This window comes from Patescibacteria group bacterium, from assembly GCA_018819405.1.
Taxonomy (GTDB): Bacteria; Patescibacteriota; Patescibacteriia; order UBA1558; family GWA2-36-10; genus XYD1-37-29.
Window position 1 is genome coordinate 482,875 of record JAHJQF010000001.1, and the last position, 19,730, is coordinate 502,604.

23 protein-coding genes and 1 tRNA gene are annotated in these 19,730 nt (G+C 36.6%); 21 read left to right on the forward strand and 3 right to left on the reverse strand.

Annotated features, from left to right (window positions below):
* The 20 genes from KKH39_02460 to KKH39_02555 all read left to right on the forward strand — a co-directional run bounded on the left by KKH39_02460 (position 1) and on the right by KKH39_02555 (position 16,438).
* Positions 1-1,737: a GspE/PulE family protein gene (locus KKH39_02460; protein MBU1202879.1), complete on the forward strand. Its 1,737-nt coding sequence runs from the start codon at positions 1-3 to the stop codon at positions 1,735-1,737.
* 39 nt (positions 1,738-1,776) lie between these two features.
* The gene (locus tag KKH39_02465) at positions 1,777-2,157 is read left to right on the forward strand and encodes a response regulator (GenBank protein ID MBU1202880.1); all 381 of its coding nucleotides are present in this window, start codon (positions 1,777-1,779) and stop codon (positions 2,155-2,157) included.
* Positions 2,158-3,210, forward strand: coding sequence for a Flp pilus assembly complex ATPase component TadA (gene tadA, locus KKH39_02470; protein MBU1202881.1), 1,053 nt, complete (start codon positions 2,158-2,160; stop codon positions 3,208-3,210).
* A gap of 8 nt (positions 3,211-3,218) precedes the next feature.
* Entirely contained in the window at positions 3,219-4,427 is a 1,209-nt protein-coding gene (locus KKH39_02475; GenBank protein ID MBU1202882.1) for a type II secretion system F family protein, read from the forward strand.
* A 154-nt stretch (positions 4,428-4,581) separates the two neighbouring features.
* Complete coding sequence (locus KKH39_02480; protein ID MBU1202883.1) at positions 4,582-4,977, forward strand: type II secretion system GspH family protein; 396 nt, start codon at positions 4,582-4,584, stop codon at positions 4,975-4,977.
* Positions 4,978-5,079: 102 nt separating this feature from the next.
* Positions 5,080-5,535, forward strand: coding sequence for a type II secretion system GspH family protein (locus KKH39_02485; GenBank protein ID MBU1202884.1), 456 nt, complete (start codon positions 5,080-5,082; stop codon positions 5,533-5,535).
* A complete protein-coding gene (locus tag KKH39_02490; protein ID MBU1202885.1) occupies positions 5,520-5,663 on the forward strand; it encodes a hypothetical protein in 144 nt (47 codons plus the stop codon). The genes KKH39_02485 and KKH39_02490 overlap by 16 nt, the downstream gene beginning before the upstream one ends.
* 12 nt (positions 5,664-5,675) lie before the next feature.
* Positions 5,676-6,107 (forward strand): hypothetical protein, encoded by a 432-nt coding sequence (locus tag KKH39_02495; GenBank protein MBU1202886.1) that lies wholly within the window; start codon positions 5,676-5,678, stop codon positions 6,105-6,107.
* Positions 6,108-6,150: 43 nt separating this feature from the next.
* Positions 6,151-6,930: a prepilin peptidase gene (locus tag KKH39_02500; protein ID MBU1202887.1), complete on the forward strand. Its 780-nt coding sequence runs from the start codon at positions 6,151-6,153 to the stop codon at positions 6,928-6,930.
* Positions 6,931-6,952: 22 nt separating this feature from the next.
* Positions 6,953-7,648, forward strand: coding sequence for a prepilin-type N-terminal cleavage/methylation domain-containing protein (locus KKH39_02505; protein ID MBU1202888.1), 696 nt, complete (start codon positions 6,953-6,955; stop codon positions 7,646-7,648).
* A 9-nt stretch (positions 7,649-7,657) separates the two neighbouring features.
* Positions 7,658-8,353 carry a prepilin-type N-terminal cleavage/methylation domain-containing protein gene (locus tag KKH39_02510; protein ID MBU1202889.1) on the forward strand — a complete coding sequence of 232 codons (696 nt, stop codon included), beginning with the start codon at positions 7,658-7,660 and terminating at the stop codon, positions 8,351-8,353.
* Positions 8,353-9,018, forward strand: a complete 666-nt coding sequence (locus KKH39_02515) for a prepilin-type N-terminal cleavage/methylation domain-containing protein (protein MBU1202890.1) — start codon at positions 8,353-8,355, stop codon at positions 9,016-9,018. Before KKH39_02510 ends, KKH39_02515 begins: the two co-directional genes overlap by 1 nt.
* Positions 9,008-9,892 (forward strand): pilus assembly PilX N-terminal domain-containing protein, encoded by an 885-nt coding sequence (locus tag KKH39_02520; GenBank protein MBU1202891.1) that lies wholly within the window; start codon positions 9,008-9,010, stop codon positions 9,890-9,892. The genes KKH39_02515 and KKH39_02520 overlap by 11 nt, the downstream gene beginning before the upstream one ends.
* A gap of 3 nt (positions 9,893-9,895) precedes the next feature.
* Positions 9,896-11,896 (forward strand): NAD-dependent DNA ligase LigA, encoded by a 2,001-nt coding sequence (gene ligA / locus KKH39_02525; protein ID MBU1202892.1) that lies wholly within the window; start codon positions 9,896-9,898, stop codon positions 11,894-11,896.
* A 130-nt stretch (positions 11,897-12,026) separates the two neighbouring features.
* The gene (locus KKH39_02530; protein ID MBU1202893.1) at positions 12,027-12,608 is read left to right on the forward strand and encodes a hypothetical protein; all 582 of its coding nucleotides are present in this window, start codon (positions 12,027-12,029) and stop codon (positions 12,606-12,608) included.
* Positions 12,609-12,742: 134 nt separating this feature from the next.
* Positions 12,743-13,030, forward strand: coding sequence for an Asp-tRNA(Asn)/Glu-tRNA(Gln) amidotransferase subunit GatC (gene gatC, locus KKH39_02535; GenBank protein MBU1202894.1), 288 nt, complete (start codon positions 12,743-12,745; stop codon positions 13,028-13,030).
* Between the two features lie 27 nt (positions 13,031-13,057).
* A complete protein-coding gene (gene gatA, locus KKH39_02540; protein ID MBU1202895.1) occupies positions 13,058-14,497 on the forward strand; it encodes an Asp-tRNA(Asn)/Glu-tRNA(Gln) amidotransferase subunit GatA in 1,440 nt (479 codons plus the stop codon).
* Between the two features lie 112 nt (positions 14,498-14,609).
* Complete coding sequence (locus KKH39_02545; GenBank protein MBU1202896.1) at positions 14,610-15,377, forward strand: DsbA family protein; 768 nt, start codon at positions 14,610-14,612, stop codon at positions 15,375-15,377.
* A gap of 1 nt (position 15,378) precedes the next feature.
* Entirely contained in the window at positions 15,379-16,176 is a 798-nt protein-coding gene (lgt, locus tag KKH39_02550) for a prolipoprotein diacylglyceryl transferase (protein ID MBU1202897.1), read from the forward strand.
* Between the two features lie 73 nt (positions 16,177-16,249).
* On the forward strand, positions 16,250-16,438 hold the full coding sequence (locus KKH39_02555; GenBank protein MBU1202898.1) for a hypothetical protein: 189 nt from the start codon (positions 16,250-16,252) through the stop codon (positions 16,436-16,438).
* 59 nt (positions 16,439-16,497) lie between these two features.
* On the opposite strand, the gene KKH39_02560 is transcribed toward KKH39_02555, so the two are convergent.
* Together KKH39_02560 and KKH39_02565 are read right to left on the reverse strand one after the other, a co-directional pair.
* Complete coding sequence (locus KKH39_02560) at positions 16,498-16,746, reverse strand: DUF378 domain-containing protein (protein ID MBU1202899.1); 249 nt, start codon at positions 16,744-16,746, stop codon at positions 16,498-16,500.
* 88 nt (positions 16,747-16,834) lie between these two features.
* A complete protein-coding gene (locus KKH39_02565) occupies positions 16,835-17,710 on the reverse strand; it encodes a Gmad2 immunoglobulin-like domain-containing protein (GenBank protein MBU1202900.1) in 876 nt (291 codons plus the stop codon).
* Positions 17,711-17,844: 134 nt separating this feature from the next.
* On the opposite strand from KKH39_02565, the gene KKH39_02570 reads away from it, so the two are divergent.
* Complete coding sequence (locus tag KKH39_02570; GenBank protein ID MBU1202901.1) at positions 17,845-19,191, forward strand: MATE family efflux transporter; 1,347 nt, start codon at positions 17,845-17,847, stop codon at positions 19,189-19,191.
* A gap of 402 nt (positions 19,192-19,593) precedes the next feature.
* On the opposite strand, the gene KKH39_02575 is transcribed toward KKH39_02570, so the two are convergent.
* Positions 19,594-19,670: transfer RNA gene (locus KKH39_02575), tRNA-Asp, on the reverse strand.
* Positions 19,671-19,730 lie beyond the last annotated feature (60 nt).

A 19,730-nucleotide genomic window follows, 5' to 3' on the forward strand; every position in this document is an offset into this window, starting at 1 on the left:
ATGACCCAACAGGAATTACAAAAAATTTTTAGTTTTTTACAGGAAAAGAGTTTTATTAATGAAGATCAATATAAAGAACTAGCCCAGAGAAATTTTTCTAGTTTTGAAGATTTAGAAAAACAGCTCCGTAGGATTGTTTTGATTTCAGAAGAGGATTGGGCCCAAGTCAAAGGTAATTTTTATGATATTGAGTATGTCAACCTAGTAGGCCGAAATATAGATTCTGAAGTTTTAAATATATTGCCACAAGATTTGTCAGAAAATTATCGGTTGGTAATTTTTAATAAAGAAGGCAACAATATAGATGCCGGTTTGGTTGATCCGACCAATTTCAAAGCATTTGAGGCTCTAAATTTTTTATCCAGAAAACAAAAGTATAAAGTAAAGTATTATATAATTACCGAGGACAGCTATCGAGCGGCCGCCAAACAATATGAGACTTTGGGAGAGGAAGTAGGTGAAGCTTTGGATACAGCTGAAGCTATCTTTGCTCCAAAAGAAGGAGATCTGGATTTGGAGGGCGAAGTAGGTGATGTAGTAAAAAGCGCGCCAGTGTCAAAGATAGTGTCTGTCGTACTCAGGCACGCCATAGAAGGCCGAGCTTCGGATATTCATATTGAGCCAGTAAACAACCAAAGCAAAGTCAGATATAGGATTGACGGCGTACTACACACGACTATTGTCTTACCTATTTATGTGCATGCGGCTTTGATATCTAGGATCAAGGTTATGGCCAATCTAAAGATTGATGAGACTCGTATTCCTCAGGATGGTCGTATTAGGATGAAAATACACAACAAGGAAATTGACTTTCGTATTTCCACTATTCCTTTGATGGGTCAAGAAAAAGTCGTAATGCGTATTTTGGAAACTCCAGATAAGGCTCCGACTTTCAATGATCTTGGTTTTATGGGTTTGCAACTCAAAGTAATAGAACAAAATATTCACAAGCCAAACGGTCTTTTTCTATTGACTGGACCTACGGGAAGTGGAAAGTCAACTACTTTGTTTGCAGCACTTAGTTTTTTGAATAAAGAAGATATAAATATATCTACTCTAGAAGATCCAGTAGAATATTATATTCCAGGTGTCAATCAATCTCAGATTAGGCCAGAAGTCAATTTTACTTTTGCCACAGGCCTCAGAGCTCTACTTCGTCAGGATCCAGATATTATCATGGTTGGTGAGATTCGTGACAATGATACAGCTGAGTTGGCTATCCATGCTGGACTGACAGGACATTCGGTGCTGACTACACTACACACCAATAGTGCTACTGGCGCTATCCCCAGACTTTTTGATATGAAAGTAGAACCCTTTCTTTTGGCTAGTACTTTAAACGCTGTGATTGCCCAGAGGCTTGTCAGAAAGATTTGTCCCAAATGCCGAGAAGAGGAAACTTTGCCACCAGATATTGTGGAAATGGCTCAAGGGCATTTAAATAACATCCCCAAAGAGGCTATTTATGGAGATATTGATATTTCACAGCTAAAATTTTATCGCGGTAAAGGCTGTCCTCATTGCGGGCAGACCGGCTACAAAGGCCGTTTGGCTATTGTAGAAGCTATCAATATTACCAGAGATCTCAAAGATATTGTGGCCAAAGGTTATGCTAGGGCTGATGCTGATGCCGAGCTGGAAAGACAACATTTTATTACTATGGAGCAAGATGGTATATTAAAAGTTTTGCTCGGTCTGACTACTATGGAAGAGGTAATGCGTGTCAGTAAAGTTTAAAAAATATAAATAATTTAATTTATTTAATCGGGTAATTATATGGAAGATAAAAAAGTGCTCATAGTAGAAGACGATGAGTTTTTGCTCCAGATGTATGCTACCAAGCTTGATCTGGAAGGTTTTAAAGTTTTGGAGGCCACCAATGGTCTACAGGGTCTCAAAGTGGCTCAGCGGGAAAAGCCCAGTCTTATACTTTTGGATTTGAACCTGCCCGAGCTCAGCGGCTTTGAGGTACTTAGTCAGCTCAAAAGAGACGATGAGACCAAAAATATCAGAGTTTTGATTTTGACCAATTACTCTCAAAAGGACAATATTGACCGTTGTTTGGAGTTGGGAGCTGACGACTATCTTATCAAGGCTCATTTTGTACCATCTGAGGTAGTAGATAAGATAAAAACAGTCTTAGCCGAAGAAAAATAAATGCCTGATACTTTGATTATCAACAATATATTGAATTCTGCTGCGGAAAGAAAGGCTACTGATGTGCATTTGGTAGCTGGCAACAATCCGGTGATTCGAGTAGATGGACGACTGGTTACTTTGACAGACCAGCCGATTTTGACGCCGGATATTTTGACTGGTTTGGCGGAGTCTTTTTTGAGTCCCGAAGACAGAGAAATGCTTACTCAAGAGAGGGAGATTGTCACTACTTATAGTTGGGCCAATCGTTCACGCTATCGTGCTAAGGTATTTTATCAAAAAGGTTATTTGGCTATGTCTTTGCGTTTGATTTCTGCCATAATACATCCGCCCAAAGACTTGGGTGTGCCAGATGTTATTATCCAGCTACTCAACAAAGATAAAGGTTTGATTATTATCACTGGTGTTTTTGGTAGTGGACGGACTTCTACAGCCGCCAGCCTTATAGAAACCCTCAATCAAAATAAAGGCCTCCATATCCAGACTTTGGAAAATCCGGTAGAGTATCTTTTTTCCAACAATCAATCAATAATTGAGCAGAGACAAGTTGGTAAGGATGTAATAAATTTCAAAGACGGTTTAAAAGATTTACTTGATGAGGATGTGGATGTTGTCTTGGTAGATGGTTTGCATGATAAAGGTTCTGAAGAATTAATTTTAGAATTGGCAGAAAGTGGCAAACTAGTGATAATGACTATGGACGCTGACTCGGTAGTATCAGCTTTGGAAAGATTCATTAGTAACATTCCCTTGGAAAAAAGAGACTGGGGTAGAGATTTATTGGCCAATGTATTTTTGGGAATCTTGGCTCAAAAATTGTTGTCGCGTGTAGGTGGGGGACTGAGTATGGTGACTGAGGTTTTGACTAGTACTCCGGCCGTGCGTTCTAGTATCAAAGATAATAATTTGCGTCAGCTTTATAGTATTATGCAGACTTCCAAAGACGAAGGCATGATCAATTTTGACAAATCTTTATTGGAGTTGGTAAGAGTAGGTGAGATAAGCCCAGAAGATGCCAAAGAGCAATCGGCTGATATACAATCGTTCAAATAATTTGATTTATGGCAATTTTTAAATACAGAGCTAGAACCAATGATGGCCGCATTACAGAAGGAGCGGTAGAGGCAGTGACCGAAAATGAAGCGGCTGAGCTTTTGGCTGAAAAAGGACTGATAGTCCTAGCTTTGTCTGAAACCACTCAAAGACAGAAAAGAGGTTTAAATATAAATATAGGTCGAGTCAAACATAAAGATTTGGTAATTTTTTCGCGCCAGTTATCAGTCATGATTTCGGCCACTGTGCCGATTGTACAGGCTTTGCGTATTTTGACTCAACAAACCGTCAATCCAATTTTTATAGAAAAGATTGTGGAAATGGCTGATGATGTAGAAGGTGGTATGAGATTTTCTGATGCCTTGGCCAAGCATGACAAAATTTTTAGTAATTTTTATGTGGCCATGGTCAAGTCTGGTGAGACCTCTGGTAAGCTGGATGAAATACTCCAATACTTGGCTGACCAGATGGAAAAAGATTATGATTTGGTTTCCCGCATCAAAAGTGCCATGATTTATCCGGCCTTTATAGTATCAGGTATGATTGTAGTAGGATTTTTGATGATGACATTTGTAGTGCCAAATATGGTAAAGATGCTTGAAGAGTCAGGCGCTGAGTTGCCACTGCTGACAAGAGTATTGATAAATGTTTCCGGCTTTATGAGAAGCTATTGGTATTATATACTTTTTGGTGTAGCTGGTTTGATACTTTTGTTCCGCTGGTGGACAAATTCCAAGCCGGGCAAAATTACTTGGGATACTGTCAAGATACAAATGCCGATTTTTGGTGGCTTATTTAAAAAAGTATATATTGTCCGATTTACCAGGAGTTTGGCCACTTTAATAAGAGGCGGGGTGCCGATTGCCTCAGCTCTGGCTATCACCGCTGAGGTTGTGGATAACCGAGCTTATGAAAAACTTATTTTGGACAGTGTCGACGAGGTAGAAGGAGGTAATTCTATTGCTACTTTGTTTGTCAAATCAAAGTTAATGCCAAAAATGCTTTCCCAAATGATGGTAATAGGTGAGAAGACTGGTAAGCTTGATAATGTATTGGAAAAGCTTAGTAGCTTTTATAGCCGTGAAATAGACAATCTGGTGGGTGGACTGACATCTTTGATTGAACCTTTGATCCTTATTATCATGGGTGTGGGAGTTGGTGGTATGGTAGCAGCTATAATGCTGCCGATGTTTAAGGTAGCTCAAAGCATTAGTTAGTTTTTTTTAATTGGCAAATTGCAAAAAAAATGCTATAATACATTCAAGTTTATTTATAATTAATTTTTAACATCCTTGGTGCTTTTTATTTAATTAGAGTTAGAACCTCGGGGATCTCAGGCTTTAACTCTTTTACAAAATAAAAAGTGCCGATATGAAAGGGGGTGACAAAAAAATGAAAAACAAAAAAGGTTTTACATTGGTCGAGCTATTAGTCGTCATTGCCATTATCGGCATTTTGTCTACTGTAGCCGTAGTAAATTTGAACTCTGCTCGTGAAAAAGCAGTAGTTGCTTCAGCCAAAGCTTGGGGCTCATCATTGGGTCCAGCCGTAGTACTTTGTCAGAATGAAGAGGGTAATATTTCAACCTACACTGCCGGAGCAGATGTTTGTAGTGCTACTACTGGTAGTTCTTGGCCTTCTGCGCTTCCTCAAGGTTATGCTACAGTTTCCGTTATTGATGCCGCTATTTCGGATGGTACTTGGGAAATACAGATTATTGGTTCAGGGCATGCCACAGTTACTTGCGATCAGGATGGCTGTATCTAATATAAATTAGTTTATAAATTTCCAAAGAAGCCTATTTATTTAGGCTTCTTTTTGGATATTTGTTTTTTTGTGCTATAATATAGCTGTATAATAAATAAAAATATGAAAAATAAAAATGTTTTTGGGTTTACTCTTGTAGAGTTATTAGTTGTGATAGCTATCATTGGTATACTATCAACTGTAGCAGTGGTCAATTTGCAAAGTGCTAGAACCAAAGCAAAAATAGCAGCTATACAAGCTGCTTCTAGGAGTGTATATGATGCGGCTAGTTATTGCATCAATGTGCAGGAAAATATAAGCTACAATGGTACTAATCCCTGTGTTGGATTTTCAGCTCCACAACCTTCGCCAGTTACAGCTGGCACGGCTATGTGTACCAATGTTAATTGGCCTCAATTTTCGGATGTAGCCTTAGCTTTGTATTGCAATAGTGATGTTGGAGCAAATGCCTTCAGAATTGTATTACAAGGTGGAGCGGTCAATGGTTTTCCTTATAATCTCATAATTTGTGATTATAATACTGGCGGCCCAAATGATAATAAATGTATTACTCAATAATAGCTTCAGCTTTGTATTGCAATAATGGTGTTGGAACAAATGCCTTTAGAATTGTATTACAAGGTGGAGCGGCCAATGGTTTTCCTTATAATACTGACTTTGGCACAACTGATAATAAATGTATATGATATTAATTTGTCATGTTTAAATACAGTACCAGGACAAAAATATTTTTAATATTAGCTCTAGTTTCACTAGTGGTTTTGTTGTCTGTAATTACTTTGTATCTAAACAGCAAATCAAGAGATCTAGAATTTGTCTCTCAACTGAGACAGTTGGGCAATGGTCTGGAAATATATTATGACCAGTACAATGCTTATCCTACTTTGGCCAAGAGCGAAGTATCTTTGATACAAGGTATTTCAGAAAATGGCATCAATGTAGCTGGCGATGAAATTTATTTTAGACAGTCTTTTGATTGGATACGAAGCGCTACGCTGGCTAGTAATGGCGAAAATTATATAATAGAGTTTGAACTAGATAATAGCTGGGACACCTGGCAGATTGATTCTAGAAATGGTGGCCAGTGTCGTATAGGCAACAATCTGGTCATGCGTTGTGTAGATAAATAAAAAATAGCCAAAGAGCTATCAAATATGTTATAATAAAGCTACTATGATAGTAGTTTTTGTGTTTATTATCGGGCTTTTTATTGGTAGCTTTTTAAATGTCGTGGTTTTTCGTTTGCATAGGCAAGAATCATTTGTCAAAGGAGCATCCAAATGCTTATTTTGTGATCACAGGCTTTATCCCAAAGATTTAGTGCCACTTTTTAGCTATTTGTATCTCAAAGGAAGTTGTCGTTATTGTAGACATCGTTTTTCTCCTCAATATCCTTTGGTAGAATTTGTTACAGCTTTAGCTTTTGTTTTAATTTTTTATCATTTTTTGCCACAGTTCAATTTTTATCATCTAGCAGCTGTTGATATATTGAAAGTTTTAAATTGGTGGGTGATTGTTTCATTTTTAATAATCATCTTTGTCTATGATTTTAAATATTATCTTATTTTGGATAAAGTTATTTTGCCGGCCGCTTTATTTGCTTTTGTAGCCAATCTATTGTTAGGTTTTAATCCCTTAAATTTATTGGCCGCAGCTTTGGTAGGTGGTGGTTTTTTTCTTTTTCAATTTGTAGTTTCCAAAGGACGTTGGATAGGAGGAGGCGATATAAGGTTGGGAGCTTTGATGGGTTTTATTTTGGGCTGGCCGCATGTTTTGACCGCCTTATTTTTGGCTTATATATTGGGGAGTATTTTTAGTATATTTTTGCTCATAAAGGGCAGAAAAGATTGGGGTGACAAGATTCCCTTTGGTACTTTTTTGACCGTGGCTACTTTTGTGGTCATGCTTTATGGTCAAAGTTTGGTCAATTGGTATTTTTCATTATTTACATAATCAAATATTAATTTTTTGTCTTATGTTTAGAAATTTTTTCAAAAAAAATTCTGGCTTTACCTTGATGGAATTGATGGTGGCTATTGCTGTGATTGCTATTATTTCGGCGGTGTCTGTTTTGTATGTTAGGGGCAATATCAATGATGAGGTAGAGATGTATTCCGAAGCTTTAGCAGCTGATTTGCGACTAGCCAGAAATATGGCCGTATCTCGTACGGTTTACAATTTTGCAGCCCCATATCCTGCTTTAGGAGAAGTCTATCCACCTGGCGGATATGGAATATATATTTACAAGCCTAGCAGTGGTAGCTCTTCTTATACTATTTTTGCTGATTCTGGTGTAGATGGCGCAGATGGTGGCACAAGTCCACTTGGTTATGATTCTGATAAAGATCCGATTATAAAGGAAGTTACTATCACTAATACAGATTTGTATTTAGATGATTATAATGCAGCTGGCATTTCTCATTATTTTACTTTTAAATCAGAAAATGAAGTAGACACAAATTTTTCTACTGATACTGAAGGCAACTATGAGCTTCTCTTGCGATATCCTGGCACTGGTTATCCGGCCAAAGGTTATCAATCTGTGTTTCATTTGGGAGAGGCATCGACTGACTCTTATATTTGGACAAATATTGGTATAGAGTACTCCACTTATAGCCCACCAGCGCCGCCCCCTGCACCGAGAGATCCAATAGATGAAATTAGTTTATAAATATTTTACGTGTTTAGTCAACATAAAAACCAAATCTTTACTGAGCGCCATTTTTTTAAAAAAAATAGGGCGGGCTTTACTTTGATAGAGGTGCTTATATCTATTGCTGTTTTAACTATTGGGATTGTCACGGCTCTTGGGCTAGCCATATCCAATTTTAATAATAATCGTGATAATTTTTTGAGGGTGACAGGCGCCAATTTAGCTAGAGAGGGTCTAGAGCTTGTCAGAAATGTCAGAGATAGTAATTGGCTAAAAATTGATTCAAATAATGTTGCCAATTGCGGCAGTACTATTTGTCGTCCGGATGTTGGTCTTTATCAGACTAATCTTTTATATATTGATTATCTTGATGATTTGCCAGACTTGATTAGTAGGTCATATAGCTGTAATAATAATTTGATAAATTGCACAACCAATTGCACATCTTGTGTTTTATACAGAAATGCCCAGAGTTTTTTGGATCATAACAATACTGGATTAGCTACCAATATGAAAAGGTTAATACGCCTACAAAAAATATGTACCGATCCTGGCGAAGTCGATCCACAGGACAATGAATATTTGAAAAACATGACCGAAAATTGTAATGCTGGTGACAGCTACATAGGTATGGAGGTGACATCTCACGTCCAGTGGACTAGGAGCAATGGTTCTTTGGATTATATAGATATTTCAGAAAAACTTTATAATTGGCGTAGATAATGAATATATTTTTTAAAAAAATAAAAAGTCAAAATTCAGGTTTCACCTTGCTAGAGCTTTTGATTTCGGTTTCAGTTTTTTCTCTGCTTGTTTTGGTGATTGCCATGATATACGCGTCTTTCAATAATAGTCAGTTGCATACCAGAGCCTCTCAGCAGCTCTTGAACAATAGCCAGTACGCTTTGGAGGTTATGGCTAGAGAAATTAGAAAAGACAAAATTGTAAATTTTAATATTACTGATGTTTGGTGTGACACAATGCTTAGCAATGGCTTGGGTCTTTTTAGTGATTGTATATTTTTGGAAAGAGAAGACGGTCAAACTGTAGTATTTGCTTTATATAAGGTAGATACTCTCAATCCGACGGTACTTAACTTGCGTTATATTTTGTTGGATTGCGATGATGATTATACTAGTTGTGATACCAGTTGGAGTAGTACAAACAATAACAGCGCAGTGTTTTTGTCGGGAAAATTAAATAATGTAAATGTATCAGCTCTTGATTTTATTATCAATCCAAGTACAGACCCTTATATTGCAGGAGGAGAGGATCTCCAGCCAAAGGTAACTATTCGTTTGGAAACAGAATTTTATAGTACCGTTCCAAATGAGCAGGTCAGTCAGACGCTTCAAACTACTATTTCATCGAGAATATATGCCAGATAATTTACCAAATTCAAAAATAAAGAAACAAGAAGGCATGGTCTTGATAATGGCTATTATGATTTTGTCTTTGATGATGGCCTCAGTGGTTTTTCTTAGTCGTATTATCATTGGTGAGGTCAGGATGTCTATCAATACAGGGAATTCTATTTCTTCTTTTTATGCTGCTGAAAGTGGGATAGAAAAAGGCTTGTATTATATCAAATTTGTTCGTGATTTTAGTAATCTGGATCCTTTTGATAATCTATATCAATATAGTGATTCGGTGGGCAACAATCAAAATTTTGAGATAGTGCAGGCTAGCTCTAGTAGGCCGACTTTTAATGCTTACAATATCACTACTACTACGCCAGCCCATGTAGATATTATTGACCCGTCAGGGGATATTTCAAATATTGATTGGGATCCTTCGGCGGCTATTAGTCATGATTATTCTGTGTCTTGGGGTATTGCAGACTGTTTTCCAACTCATGTTTCTGACAGGTTAGAAATTACTGTATATTCTTTTGATGAAAATGTTTTTACAGATGATATTAGTAATGCTAGGGCAGATGTAGACAAAAAAGTCGTGCTTTGCAATTGCAGTTATGCTTCCAGTCCTGATTGTGACAGTTCCATTAGTTCTTTTCCTATTGCCGATGATAGATTTTATCGTTTCAATTTTAGGGCATTGGACGATACAATAGCTTATTTGAATTTTGATTTATTAGCTGATTCTGTGTCTATTGGCATACCTTCGGAAATGACAGTGACTTCTCAAGGTTCTTATAAAAATTCACGTTTTAAAATAAAAGCAGAAGTACCTGCTTTGGTTCCAGTTTCTGACATATTTAGTTATGTTATTTTCTCCGAAGAAGAAATTTTAAAAAATCTTTAATCAATGACAAAAGCTGAAGCAAAAATAAGGATAGCAAAGTTGAAAGATGAGATAAATCATCATCGCTATCTATACCATGTTTTGGACCGTCAGGAAATTTCTGACGGTGCTTTAGATTCTCTAAAAAATGAACTAGTGGAATTGGAAAAAATTTTTCCGGAATTTTTGACGCCTGATTCACCGACTCAGAGAATAGGTGGTTTGCCACTGGATAAATTTACCAAAGTAGCTCATTCCAAAAGAGTTTTGTCACTAGTAGATGCCTTTTCTAGAAGTGATATAGAAGATTGGCGGGAAAGGAATGAAAAGATTTTAAAAGAAAAAATAAATGATTATTATGCCGAGTTAAAATTGGATGGCTTGACGGTTGTTTTAACTTATAAAGACGGTATATTTTTTCGGGGAGCCACCAGAGGAGATGGTTCAGTAGGAGAAGATGTGACCAACAATTTAAAAACTGTAGAAAGTATACCTTTGAAACTCAAGCCAATAAAAGGTAAAACCTTGCCCAAGATTGTAGAAGTACGTGGTGAGATAGTGATGCACAAAAATGTGTTTGAAAAAATAAATAAAGAACAAAAGAAAAAAGGCTTGCCGCTTTTTGCCAACCCTAGAAATGTCGCCGCTGGCTCTATCAGGCAACTTGACCCCAAGGTGACGGCCAGCCGTAAGCTGGATTGCATGACTTTTGAGTTGATTACTGACATGGGACAAAAAACCCATGAGGATGTCCATCAGCTTTTGCTAGCTATGGGTTTTAAAACTAGTATTTATAGTCAAAGATGCCAAAACCTTGATCAAGTAGAGGATTTTCTCAAAAAATGGGTCAACAAACGCAAAAAATTGCCCTATCAGACCGATGGAGCAGTAATAGTGGTAAATGATATCATAAAGGAGCGAAAACTCGGTCACGTGGGCAAAGCAGAGCGTTGGATGCTGGCCTACAAATTTCCGGCGGAGCAGGTTACTACCAAGGTACTGGACATTGAAATTCAGGTCGGTAGGACGGGGGCACTAACGCCAGTAGCTATACTTGAGTCTGTTGCTGTGGCTGGTACTACTGTCTCCAGGGCTACTTTACACAATCAAGACGAGATAGATAGGCTTGATGTCCGAATAGATGATACGGTGATTATCCAAAAAGCTGGTGACATTATCCCAGATATTATCCAAGTCCTAAAAAAATTGAGAACCGGACGTGAAAAAAAATTTATTTTTCCAGATAAATGTCCAGTTTGTGGGCATAGCGTCAGTAAACAGAGTGGGGAGGTGGCTTATTATTGCACCAACAAAAAATGCTACGGCCAAAATGTAGAAAATATTATTCATTTTGTTTCCAAAAAAGGTTTTAATATTGACGGATTAGGCAATAGCATTGTGGCTCAGCTTATAGACCAAGGACTGGTGGTTTCACCGGCTGATATTTTTAGTCTCAAAGCTGGTGACTTGGAGCCTCTAGAAGGTTTTGCTCAAACAAAAGCCAATAAGCTTATTGAGGCTATCAATCAAGCCAAACAGATTGAGCTGAGTAATTTTATTTATGCACTAGGCATTCGTCATGTAGGTGAGGAGACTTCTATTTTACTGGCTCATTATTTTGGATCAATATCAAAAATTACCAAGGCCAATCATCAAAGCTTAGAAAATGTGCCAGATGTTGGGCCTGAAATGGCGGGCTCTATAGTAGCTTGGTTTGAAGAAAACAAATCCCTGATAGATGATATATTGGCTAATGGTGTAAAAATAAATAACCCAAAAATCTCTAGCCATAAATTGGCTGGTAAAACATTTTTGTTTACTGGTTCTATGGATATTGATAGGGACGAAGCCAAAAAAATGGTCAGGTCAACAGGTGCTAAAGTAGTCTCCGGAGTTTCCAAGAGTTTGGATTATTTGGTAGTAGGGGATAAGCCAGGATCAAAACTAGCCAAGGCTCAAGAAATAGATAGTATAAAAATCATAAACGAAAGTGAGTTTTTAAAATTAATTCACCCCGTCAAATAAATTTAAAATAATCATGACTACTTTATTTCTTAATACTTTAAATTATAACAATTTTATATATATTTTTTCTAATAATTTAAATTTAATTTTTAAGCAAATGCTTAAAAATTATTTGACAGGGTAAATAAAAATGAGAGAATTAATTATTACTAATATTTATATTTTTGTCTTGGCCACTGTTTTGGCAATTTTGGAAATACAGATTGAGGGTCCAAACGGCTGGGCAAAAAATTTGCCTACTTGGCGTCCCAAAGGTAATAACTTTTTTATAAGGATTTACAAAAAATTTATGAGTGATAGGGAAGTGACTGGCTATCATATTACTATGTTTAGTTTTGTATTTTTGATTTTACATTTGCCTTATGTCTTTGGTATGGCTCCTTCTATGTTCAATTGGTTGAGGACTATTTCTTTCTTTTTTATTTTTGTGGTTTTATGGGATTTTTTATGGTTTGTGCTCAATCCTTATCATCCTCTCAAGACATTTTCCGGTGATCATATTTGGTGGCACAAAAAGTGGTTTGCTGGCTTGCCAAGAGATTATTATCTAAGCATTTTATTGTCAGGATTGGTACTTTTGCCTATAGTCTGGCATTATCATACGGTGGGTATTATCTATTGGTGGTTAATCAATCTGGCTTTATTTATTTTTCAGACTATAATGCTCATTCTATTTACACTATATATATATTACGAATTGACAATTGGATAAAAAGGTAGACTAATAGCATAGATTTGTTATAAAATGTAAAGACAGGTTTAGAAATTTACAAGACATAATTTTTATAACAAAGTATAATAATAACTGGGCTTAGATAATATTTAACAAATTAAATTTTTAACAAGGTGAAATTTGAGGAAAAAGATTTGCTTCATTTAGCTGATTTGGCCAAATTGGAGCTCAGTCCAGAGGAATTAAAGACTTACAATGAGCAGTTGGAAGATATTTTGTCTTATATAGAAAAAGTAAATCAGCTTGATTTGGAAAACATCAAAGAAAGCTTGAGTGGAGCGGTAGATCTGGACAATGGACCAAGGCCTGATAGGGTAGTGGAGTCTGATAAAAGTATTATTTCTCAGGCTGGTCGTTTGGAAGGTGATTATGTTTTGGCGCCTAATGTTTTTGAAAAATAATATTTCGACAAATTCAATATGCCTAAGATAAATTTGGATAAACTTACAATAGATAAAATTCGCAAAGGTCTTGATGCTGGGGATTTTTCTAGTGAAGAAATAACCACAGCCTATTTGGAACAGATCAAAAAAGATGATACCAATTCTTTTATTTCGATAAATGAACAGGCAATCAGTGAAGCCAAAGAAGCGGATAAAAAAATAAAGCAAGGTAAAGCCAGTTTATTTACAGGTCTGCCCATTGCTGTCAAAGATGTGATTTTGGTAAAAGGTAGTCAAACTACAGCCGGTTCCAAGATGCTGGCAGATTATCAGGCTACTTATACAGCGACAGCTATTCAAAAACTACAGAAGCAGTCTGTAGTTATCTTGGGCAAAACCAACTGTGATGAATTTGCCATGGGTACTTCCAATGAAAATTCTGCTTATGGACCAGTTTTGAATCCACGAGACAAAACCAGGGTGCCTGGTGGCTCATCTGGTGGTTCAGCGGCGGCTATAGCTGCCAATCTGGCGCCAATATCACTGGGGACAGATACTGGAGGGTCAGTTCGGCAGCCGGCAGCTTTTTGTGGTGTGGTTGGCCTCAAACCAAGCTATGGTCGGATATCACGCTATGGTTTGATAGCAATGACTTCTTCTTTGGATCAGATTGGGCCGTTTTCCAATACAGTCAAAGACAGTGCTTATCTTTTGCAAGCTATGGCCGGGTTTGATGAGCTGGATGCTACCAGTTCCAGACAAGAGGCGGATGATTACATTGCTGACATAGAAAAGGATGTAAAAAGTCTGAGAATCGGAGTTCCTAAAGAATATTTTTCTGATCATCTGGACAAAGAAATAAAACAGGCAATAGAGGCCAAGATAAAAGTTTTGGAAAAAGAAGGTTTTCAAATTAAGCAAGTAAGCTTGCCTTATACTGATTATGCACTGGCCGCTTACTATCTAATAGTGCCGGCTGAAGTGAGCTCCAATTTGGCTCGTTATGATGGTATTTTGTATGGCCTTCGTCCTGACAAGGAAATGACACTGGATCATTGGTATAAGACTGTGCGCAGTCAGGGTTTTGGAGCAGAAGTAAAGAGAAGGATAATACTTGGTACTTTTGTTTTGTCAGCTGGATATTATGATGCTTATTATAAGAAAGCTCAAAAAGTCAGGACTTTGATAAAAAATGATTTTGCCAAAGCTTTTGATGAGGTGGACGTACTGCTTACACCTGTTACACCGAGCACAGCTTTTAAACTGGGAGAAAAAATAAATGACCCCTTATCTTTATATCTGGCAGATATATTTACAGTCGGGGCTAATATCGCTGGTATTTGCGGCTTAGCTATGCCGATTGCTGAAGATAAAGATAATTTACCTATTGGCCTGCAATTACTAGCTGCTCCTTTTAAGGAATCAAATTTATTTAAATTGGGAAATTATATAGAAAAATTCACCCAGTTAAATAAATTTAAATAAAAATAAATATTTATATAATCTAGTAGAATAGTATATAATATAGTATAGTCATGATTTAAATTTAAAATTTGAGAAACTCAAATTTTATTTAACTGGGTAAAATTAAAAATATATGGCAACCGGAAAAATAAAAGAAAGGGTAGCTGATGCAGTTGCCCACAGCTACTATAGGCCTTGGTACAAGAGAGGTTGGGTCAAGACAATTTTTGTTTTATTGATTATCAGTTTTATATTGGCGATTTTTATGGCCATCAAAGTAATTGGTCAGCTATCTCATATCAACAAAGGGGAGATATTTAATCCAGAGCTAGGCATATGGATGACTGGTGAGGATTATCTAGCTAGTCAAAAATTGGCGGCTGATATTTTGACTGATGATGACCCGTGGTTAGGAGCAGAGGAGCCAATTGTAAATGTAGTTGTCTACGAATCCTTTGGTTGTCCATTTTGTAAAGAGGATCAGGTCAATATCAAAAGCATGATTGAGAGATTTTCTCCGATTGTACGATTTACGGTTCGAGATTTTCCCACAGAAGGAATACATCCGGGAGTTTTTGAGGCTCATCTGGCGGCCAGTTGTGCTTTTGAGCAGGATAGATACTGGGAGTATGGGGCAAAACTTTTTGAGAATCAAAATGATTTTAAGATAGCTGATTTAAAAACTTATGCCAAAGAACTGAGCTTGGATAGTAAACAGTTTGATGAATGTCTGAATAGTCAAAAATATAGTCAGGAGATAAGACAGGATTATGCCGAGGGTGTTGAGTTTGGAGTTGAAGGCACACCTACTTATGTTATAAATGGCAATATGTTGCCGGGCACTATTTCTTATGATCTCTGGGAGCAAATTATAGGTTATATAGTATCATCACAAAAATAAAATGTATTTTTGGCAAAATTATTTTCCTTATCCTATATTAGTATCATTTGGACCGATTAGCATTCGTTTTTATGGTCTGATTTTGGTCATAGCCATAATTTCGGCCAGCTATGTGGCTAGAAAATATTTACTTAAAAAATCCTTAATAAATAAAGAACAGTTTGAAGACTTGGCTTTTTGGTTGATAATTTTTGGATTATTTGGTGCTCGTTTTGGGCATGTTGTTTTTTTTAATTTTTCTTATTATTTACAAAATCCTCAGGATATTATCAAAGTGTGGCATGGCGGATTGTCTATACAAGGAGCATTACTTTTTGGCTTGATGACAGCTGTTTTTTGGGCCAGAAAAAACAAAATAAGTTTTTGGCAACTGACTGATGCAGTGGTGCCAGCTGTAGCTCTAGGACAATCTTTTGGCCGTTGGGGGAATTTTTTTAATCAAGAGCTTTATGGACAACCTGTTTCTTGGGGTATAGCTATAGCTAGAGTAAACAGAGTGATTGGTTATGAATATTTTAATTATTTTCATCCAGCTTTTTTGTACGAATTTATTTTAAATCTTTGTTTATTTTTTGTCCTACGTTATTTTCTTTGGAAAAAAAGATTTAAAAAAGGTACTGTTACGCTCCTTTATTTTGCTGGTTATTTTGTGATTAGATTTTTTATGGAGTTTGTCCGTATTGATGAAACACCGGTTGTTTTTGGAATGCGTCTCCCGCAGATGATTAGTTTGTGGGGTTTTATTTTTGTATTATTTTTTGTTTATTATATACATATTGATAAAAGAAATAGGGTATGATAAGCTAAAATAGCTAATAATTAAGAGTATTTTGTTTAATTTTTATATAGACAAAATACAGAAAGTCATCTAGATGGACGACCAACAAAATTTCGGTCAAGGACCGAAGGTTCAAGGAAACTGGCAATGTTCTGACTGCGGTACTGAGATTACTCAATTGCCATTTGAACCAGATGGTGATAGACCAATCTTCTGCAGAGATTGCTATCGCAAAAACAAACCACCAAGAAAAGATTTTGGAAGAGATAATAGAAGATTTTAAAATATTTTGGTGAAAAAGAAAAAGTCCCTGACAAGGGACTTTTTCTTTTTAAGAGAATATTACATGTTTGGATTTCCGTTTGCAGGCATTTCTTTTTGGACTTTTTGTTCACACATTTTACAATTTGCTTTGTGTGTAAAAATTTCCCATAAAGCTGCCAGACCAACTAGTACATAGATAATTCTAGATACCATGGCCTCTTGTCCACCAAAGAGTTGTCCTACATCCCAGCCTAATATACCCACTAGAAGCCAATTTAGTCCGCCGACTACTAGTAGGAGAAAAGCTAGCATATGCAATGCTTTCATAGTACTTTTCCTTTCTACCCCACCAATTTTTATTGTTGGGATTAATTATTTAGTCTCCATATATTATAGCAAAAATAGGGGAATTTGGCTATTTGAAAAATATTGGAATTTCCAAAGCTTCATCATACTCAGGTAGACCCGACGGGTTGTCTTTTTTTAAGATTAAAGCACCTCGACTACCGTATTCGGGCTGATCAAAAGTAATCTGCCCCTCAAATTCGACAAAATCCTCGGTCATCCAGTCGTCTTTGGCAGTAGCGTAGCTCTCGGCGATGATTTTGCCGTCCCAGTCTACTAGGATGAGAGGGAAGCTGGCTTCAAAATACCAAGCTCCTCTGGCTAATCCACTGATAGTCAAAGGGGATGAGATTACTGAACCTAAGGTTGGAGTTTTTAATATTATATTTTCATTTTGGTATGGTATTTCTATCAAAGAGTTATTTTCTACAGCTAGGTATTTGGAAGTACCGACTGTAGGCGGCGTAGTCATAGGGTCTTCGGGGAGTCTATCAGCATAATTTACTATAATAAGATTTTCTTTGAAGCTTATATTTTGCGGAACAATACGATCACCCAATAATATGCCGTTTGTACCAATATATCCTTGTTCAGTATTTAAAGCTACGGCTGCATAATAAAATGTGCTGCTACCATCATTGTCTTGGGTTAATATTACTACTGTGTCATCTTTGGCGTCAAAATCAAGATCAGGACCAGCCTCCTCATCAAAAATTTTAATCTTTCCCTCACTCGCTTGGCCATTTATTAGGGTAATTTTTTGCCCGTCTATGATATAAGATGTATTTTTGGCAGAAAAGCCCTCTTTTAATGCAATATTCTGGTTACCATTTATATTTCCCGGGATTTGGATAGGCTCTAGTTTGCTAGGCAGAAAGTTGTATATAAGCGCGCTTATGACGACAAAACCAAGAGCAAAAAGTAGAATAATAGTAAATTTTTTCATATTATTTAATTAATATTAAGTAATTTGAGTATATCAAAAAATATCTCCTCTGGCGATAGGCCTCGGCAGGTTGTTTTATGTCTTATTAAGTGATATTATATTTGCATATTTTTAATTTTTATTTTCTTATATATATGAATATAAATAGAGATTTGGTCACTGAACCTATACCAAAGCTTATACGCAACATTGCTATGCCAGCTAGTATAGGTTTTTTCTTCAATACTATGTATAACGTAGTAGATACTTATTATGCTGGCTTTGTGTCTACCGAAGCTTTGGCCGCTTTATCTTTATCTTTCCCTGTGTTTTTTATTATTATTGCTATGGGTTCGGGTATTTCTACCGGAGCAACCGCTCTAATTGCTCATGCTTCGGGAGAGGACGATTCTCAAAGCGCCAAATATTATGCTATTCAGGCGATTAGTTTTTCAGTGATGGTGGCTGTGGCTTTAAGTTTCTTGGGATTATTTTTAGCACCATGGCTGTTTGGTATTTTAGGGGCTAGTGGTCAATATTTGGATTTAGCAGTTTCTTATATAAATATTATATTTTATGGAGCAATATTTTTTCTCCTCAATTTTATATTAAATGGTATATTGAACTCACAAGGCGACACCAAGACTTTTAGAAACATTTTGATTGTTGGTTTTGTACTAAATCTTTTGTTTGATCCTTGGTTTATGTTTGGCGGTTTTGGTCTGCCAGCTATGGGTCTTAGGGGAGTAGCTGTGGCTACGGTTTTTATTCAGTTTATTAGTGTTGTTTATATGTTTTGGAGAGTTTCCAAGACGGGAGTTTTTTGTAAAGACTGCCTAAAGATGATAAGACCCCAAAAAAAATATATTTTTGAAATATCAAAGCAAGGCTTTCCAGCTAGCTTAAATATGATGACTGTGGCCTTAGGTATTTTTATTATTACTTATTTTATCAGTAAGTACGGCTCAGAGGCTGTAGCTGCCTATGGTATTGCCACTCGTATAGATCAGATTGCACTTTTGCCGGCCATTGGTGTCAATGTGGCGGCCTTGTCTTTGATTGGTCAAAATAATGGTGCCAAGCAATATGATCGTTGTCGAGAAGTAATCAAAAAAACCACCAAGTATGGGGCAGTGGTTGGCCTGATTGGTGGGTTTTTGGTTTTTATATTGGCTAGAGTTTTAATGAGTGTCTTTACCAAAGAGGCTAGTATTATAGAACACGGTGTCACTTATTTACATATTTCAATATTTGCTTATGTAGCTTACACTTTCTTATTTATTTCTACTTCACTTTTGCAGGGACTAAAAAAACCTTTTTATGCTATTTGGATAGGTATATATAGGCAGTTGCTAAGTCCGCCGATTGTTTTTTATTTTTTATCAACAGCTTTAGGCTTGGGCATAGTTGGTATTTGGTGGGGTATATTTGCTATTACCTGGAGCGCGGCTATTATTTCATTTTTCTACCTCAGACATATGTCTGATAAAATACTAAAATAAATAGGTATCAAAAAATCGCCAAATAGGCGATATAAAATATTTTTATATTTATTTAGTTTTCATAACAAAAAAATGTTCTATTTTTTGTTGTATTGTTTGGCACAGTCAGGACAATATTTTAATTGGCTGCTTCTTTGTCCGCTTTTGGTGACTTCCACCAATTGATGAGATTCTTTTCCGCAGCTTTGACAATAGCGAGACTGACCAGTTACAAATTTATCTTTTTTATCCTTTTTGATAGATCTTTTTTAATGTTATTGTGCTAGCAGGTTAGGCCATTCAACTCCTCCTCGATAAACTCGGAGTCGCTTGAGACACTTTATTCTAATAATAAAATGGTCGGAGGCGTTAAAAACGCCGTAGATTACGAGTGAGCTTTTGCGAAGCAAAATGCGAATCGAGTGGCGGGATCGAAGGGACTCGAACCCTCGACCTTCTGCGTGACAGGCAGACGTTCTAACCAACTGAACTACGACCCCATATAACTTGATTTACGAAAAAAAGTATACACTATTTACATATTTTAGTCAAGGTTTACT

What these genes read in the sequence shown, in the direction of transcription:
- KKH39_02460 (MBU1202879.1), top strand. Translation starts at nt 1, where the DNA reads ATGACCCAACAGGAATTACAAAAAATTTTTAGTTTTTTACAGGAAAAG.
- KKH39_02465 (MBU1202880.1), top strand. Translation starts at nt 1,777, where the DNA reads ATGGAAGATAAAAAAGTGCTCATAGTAGAAGACGATGAGTTTTTGCTC.
- tadA (MBU1202881.1), top strand. Translation starts at nt 2,158, where the DNA reads ATGCCTGATACTTTGATTATCAACAATATATTGAATTCTGCTGCGGAA.
- KKH39_02475 (MBU1202882.1), top strand. Translation starts at nt 3,219, where the DNA reads ATGGCAATTTTTAAATACAGAGCTAGAACCAATGATGGCCGCATTACA.
- KKH39_02480 (MBU1202883.1), top strand. Translation starts at nt 4,582, where the DNA reads ATGAAAGGGGGTGACAAAAAAATGAAAAACAAAAAAGGTTTTACATTG.
- KKH39_02485 (MBU1202884.1), top strand. Translation starts at nt 5,080, where the DNA reads ATGAAAAATAAAAATGTTTTTGGGTTTACTCTTGTAGAGTTATTAGTT.
- KKH39_02490 (MBU1202885.1), top strand. Translation starts at nt 5,520, where the DNA reads ATGTATTACTCAATAATAGCTTCAGCTTTGTATTGCAATAATGGTGTT.
- KKH39_02495 (MBU1202886.1), top strand. Translation starts at nt 5,676, where the DNA reads ATGTTTAAATACAGTACCAGGACAAAAATATTTTTAATATTAGCTCTA.
- KKH39_02500 (MBU1202887.1), top strand. Translation starts at nt 6,151, where the DNA reads ATGATAGTAGTTTTTGTGTTTATTATCGGGCTTTTTATTGGTAGCTTT.
- KKH39_02505 (MBU1202888.1), top strand. Translation starts at nt 6,953, where the DNA reads ATGTTTAGAAATTTTTTCAAAAAAAATTCTGGCTTTACCTTGATGGAA.
- KKH39_02515 (MBU1202890.1), top strand. Translation starts at nt 8,353, where the DNA reads ATGAATATATTTTTTAAAAAAATAAAAAGTCAAAATTCAGGTTTCACC.
- KKH39_02520 (MBU1202891.1), top strand. Translation starts at nt 9,008, where the DNA reads ATGCCAGATAATTTACCAAATTCAAAAATAAAGAAACAAGAAGGCATG.
- ligA (MBU1202892.1), top strand. Translation starts at nt 9,896, where the DNA reads ATGACAAAAGCTGAAGCAAAAATAAGGATAGCAAAGTTGAAAGATGAG.
- KKH39_02530 (MBU1202893.1), top strand. Translation starts at nt 12,027, where the DNA reads ATGAGAGAATTAATTATTACTAATATTTATATTTTTGTCTTGGCCACT.
- KKH39_02545 (MBU1202896.1), top strand. Translation starts at nt 14,610, where the DNA reads ATGGCAACCGGAAAAATAAAAGAAAGGGTAGCTGATGCAGTTGCCCAC.
- lgt (MBU1202897.1), top strand. Translation starts at nt 15,379, where the DNA reads ATGTATTTTTGGCAAAATTATTTTCCTTATCCTATATTAGTATCATTT.
- KKH39_02555 (MBU1202898.1), top strand. Translation starts at nt 16,250, where the DNA reads ATGGACGACCAACAAAATTTCGGTCAAGGACCGAAGGTTCAAGGAAAC.
- KKH39_02560 (MBU1202899.1), bottom strand. Translation starts at nt 16,746, where the DNA reads ATGAAAGCATTGCATATGCTAGCTTTTCTCCTACTAGTAGTCGGCGGA.
- KKH39_02565 (MBU1202900.1), bottom strand. Translation starts at nt 17,710, where the DNA reads ATGAAAAAATTTACTATTATTCTACTTTTTGCTCTTGGTTTTGTCGTC.
- KKH39_02570 (MBU1202901.1), top strand. Translation starts at nt 17,845, where the DNA reads ATGAATATAAATAGAGATTTGGTCACTGAACCTATACCAAAGCTTATA.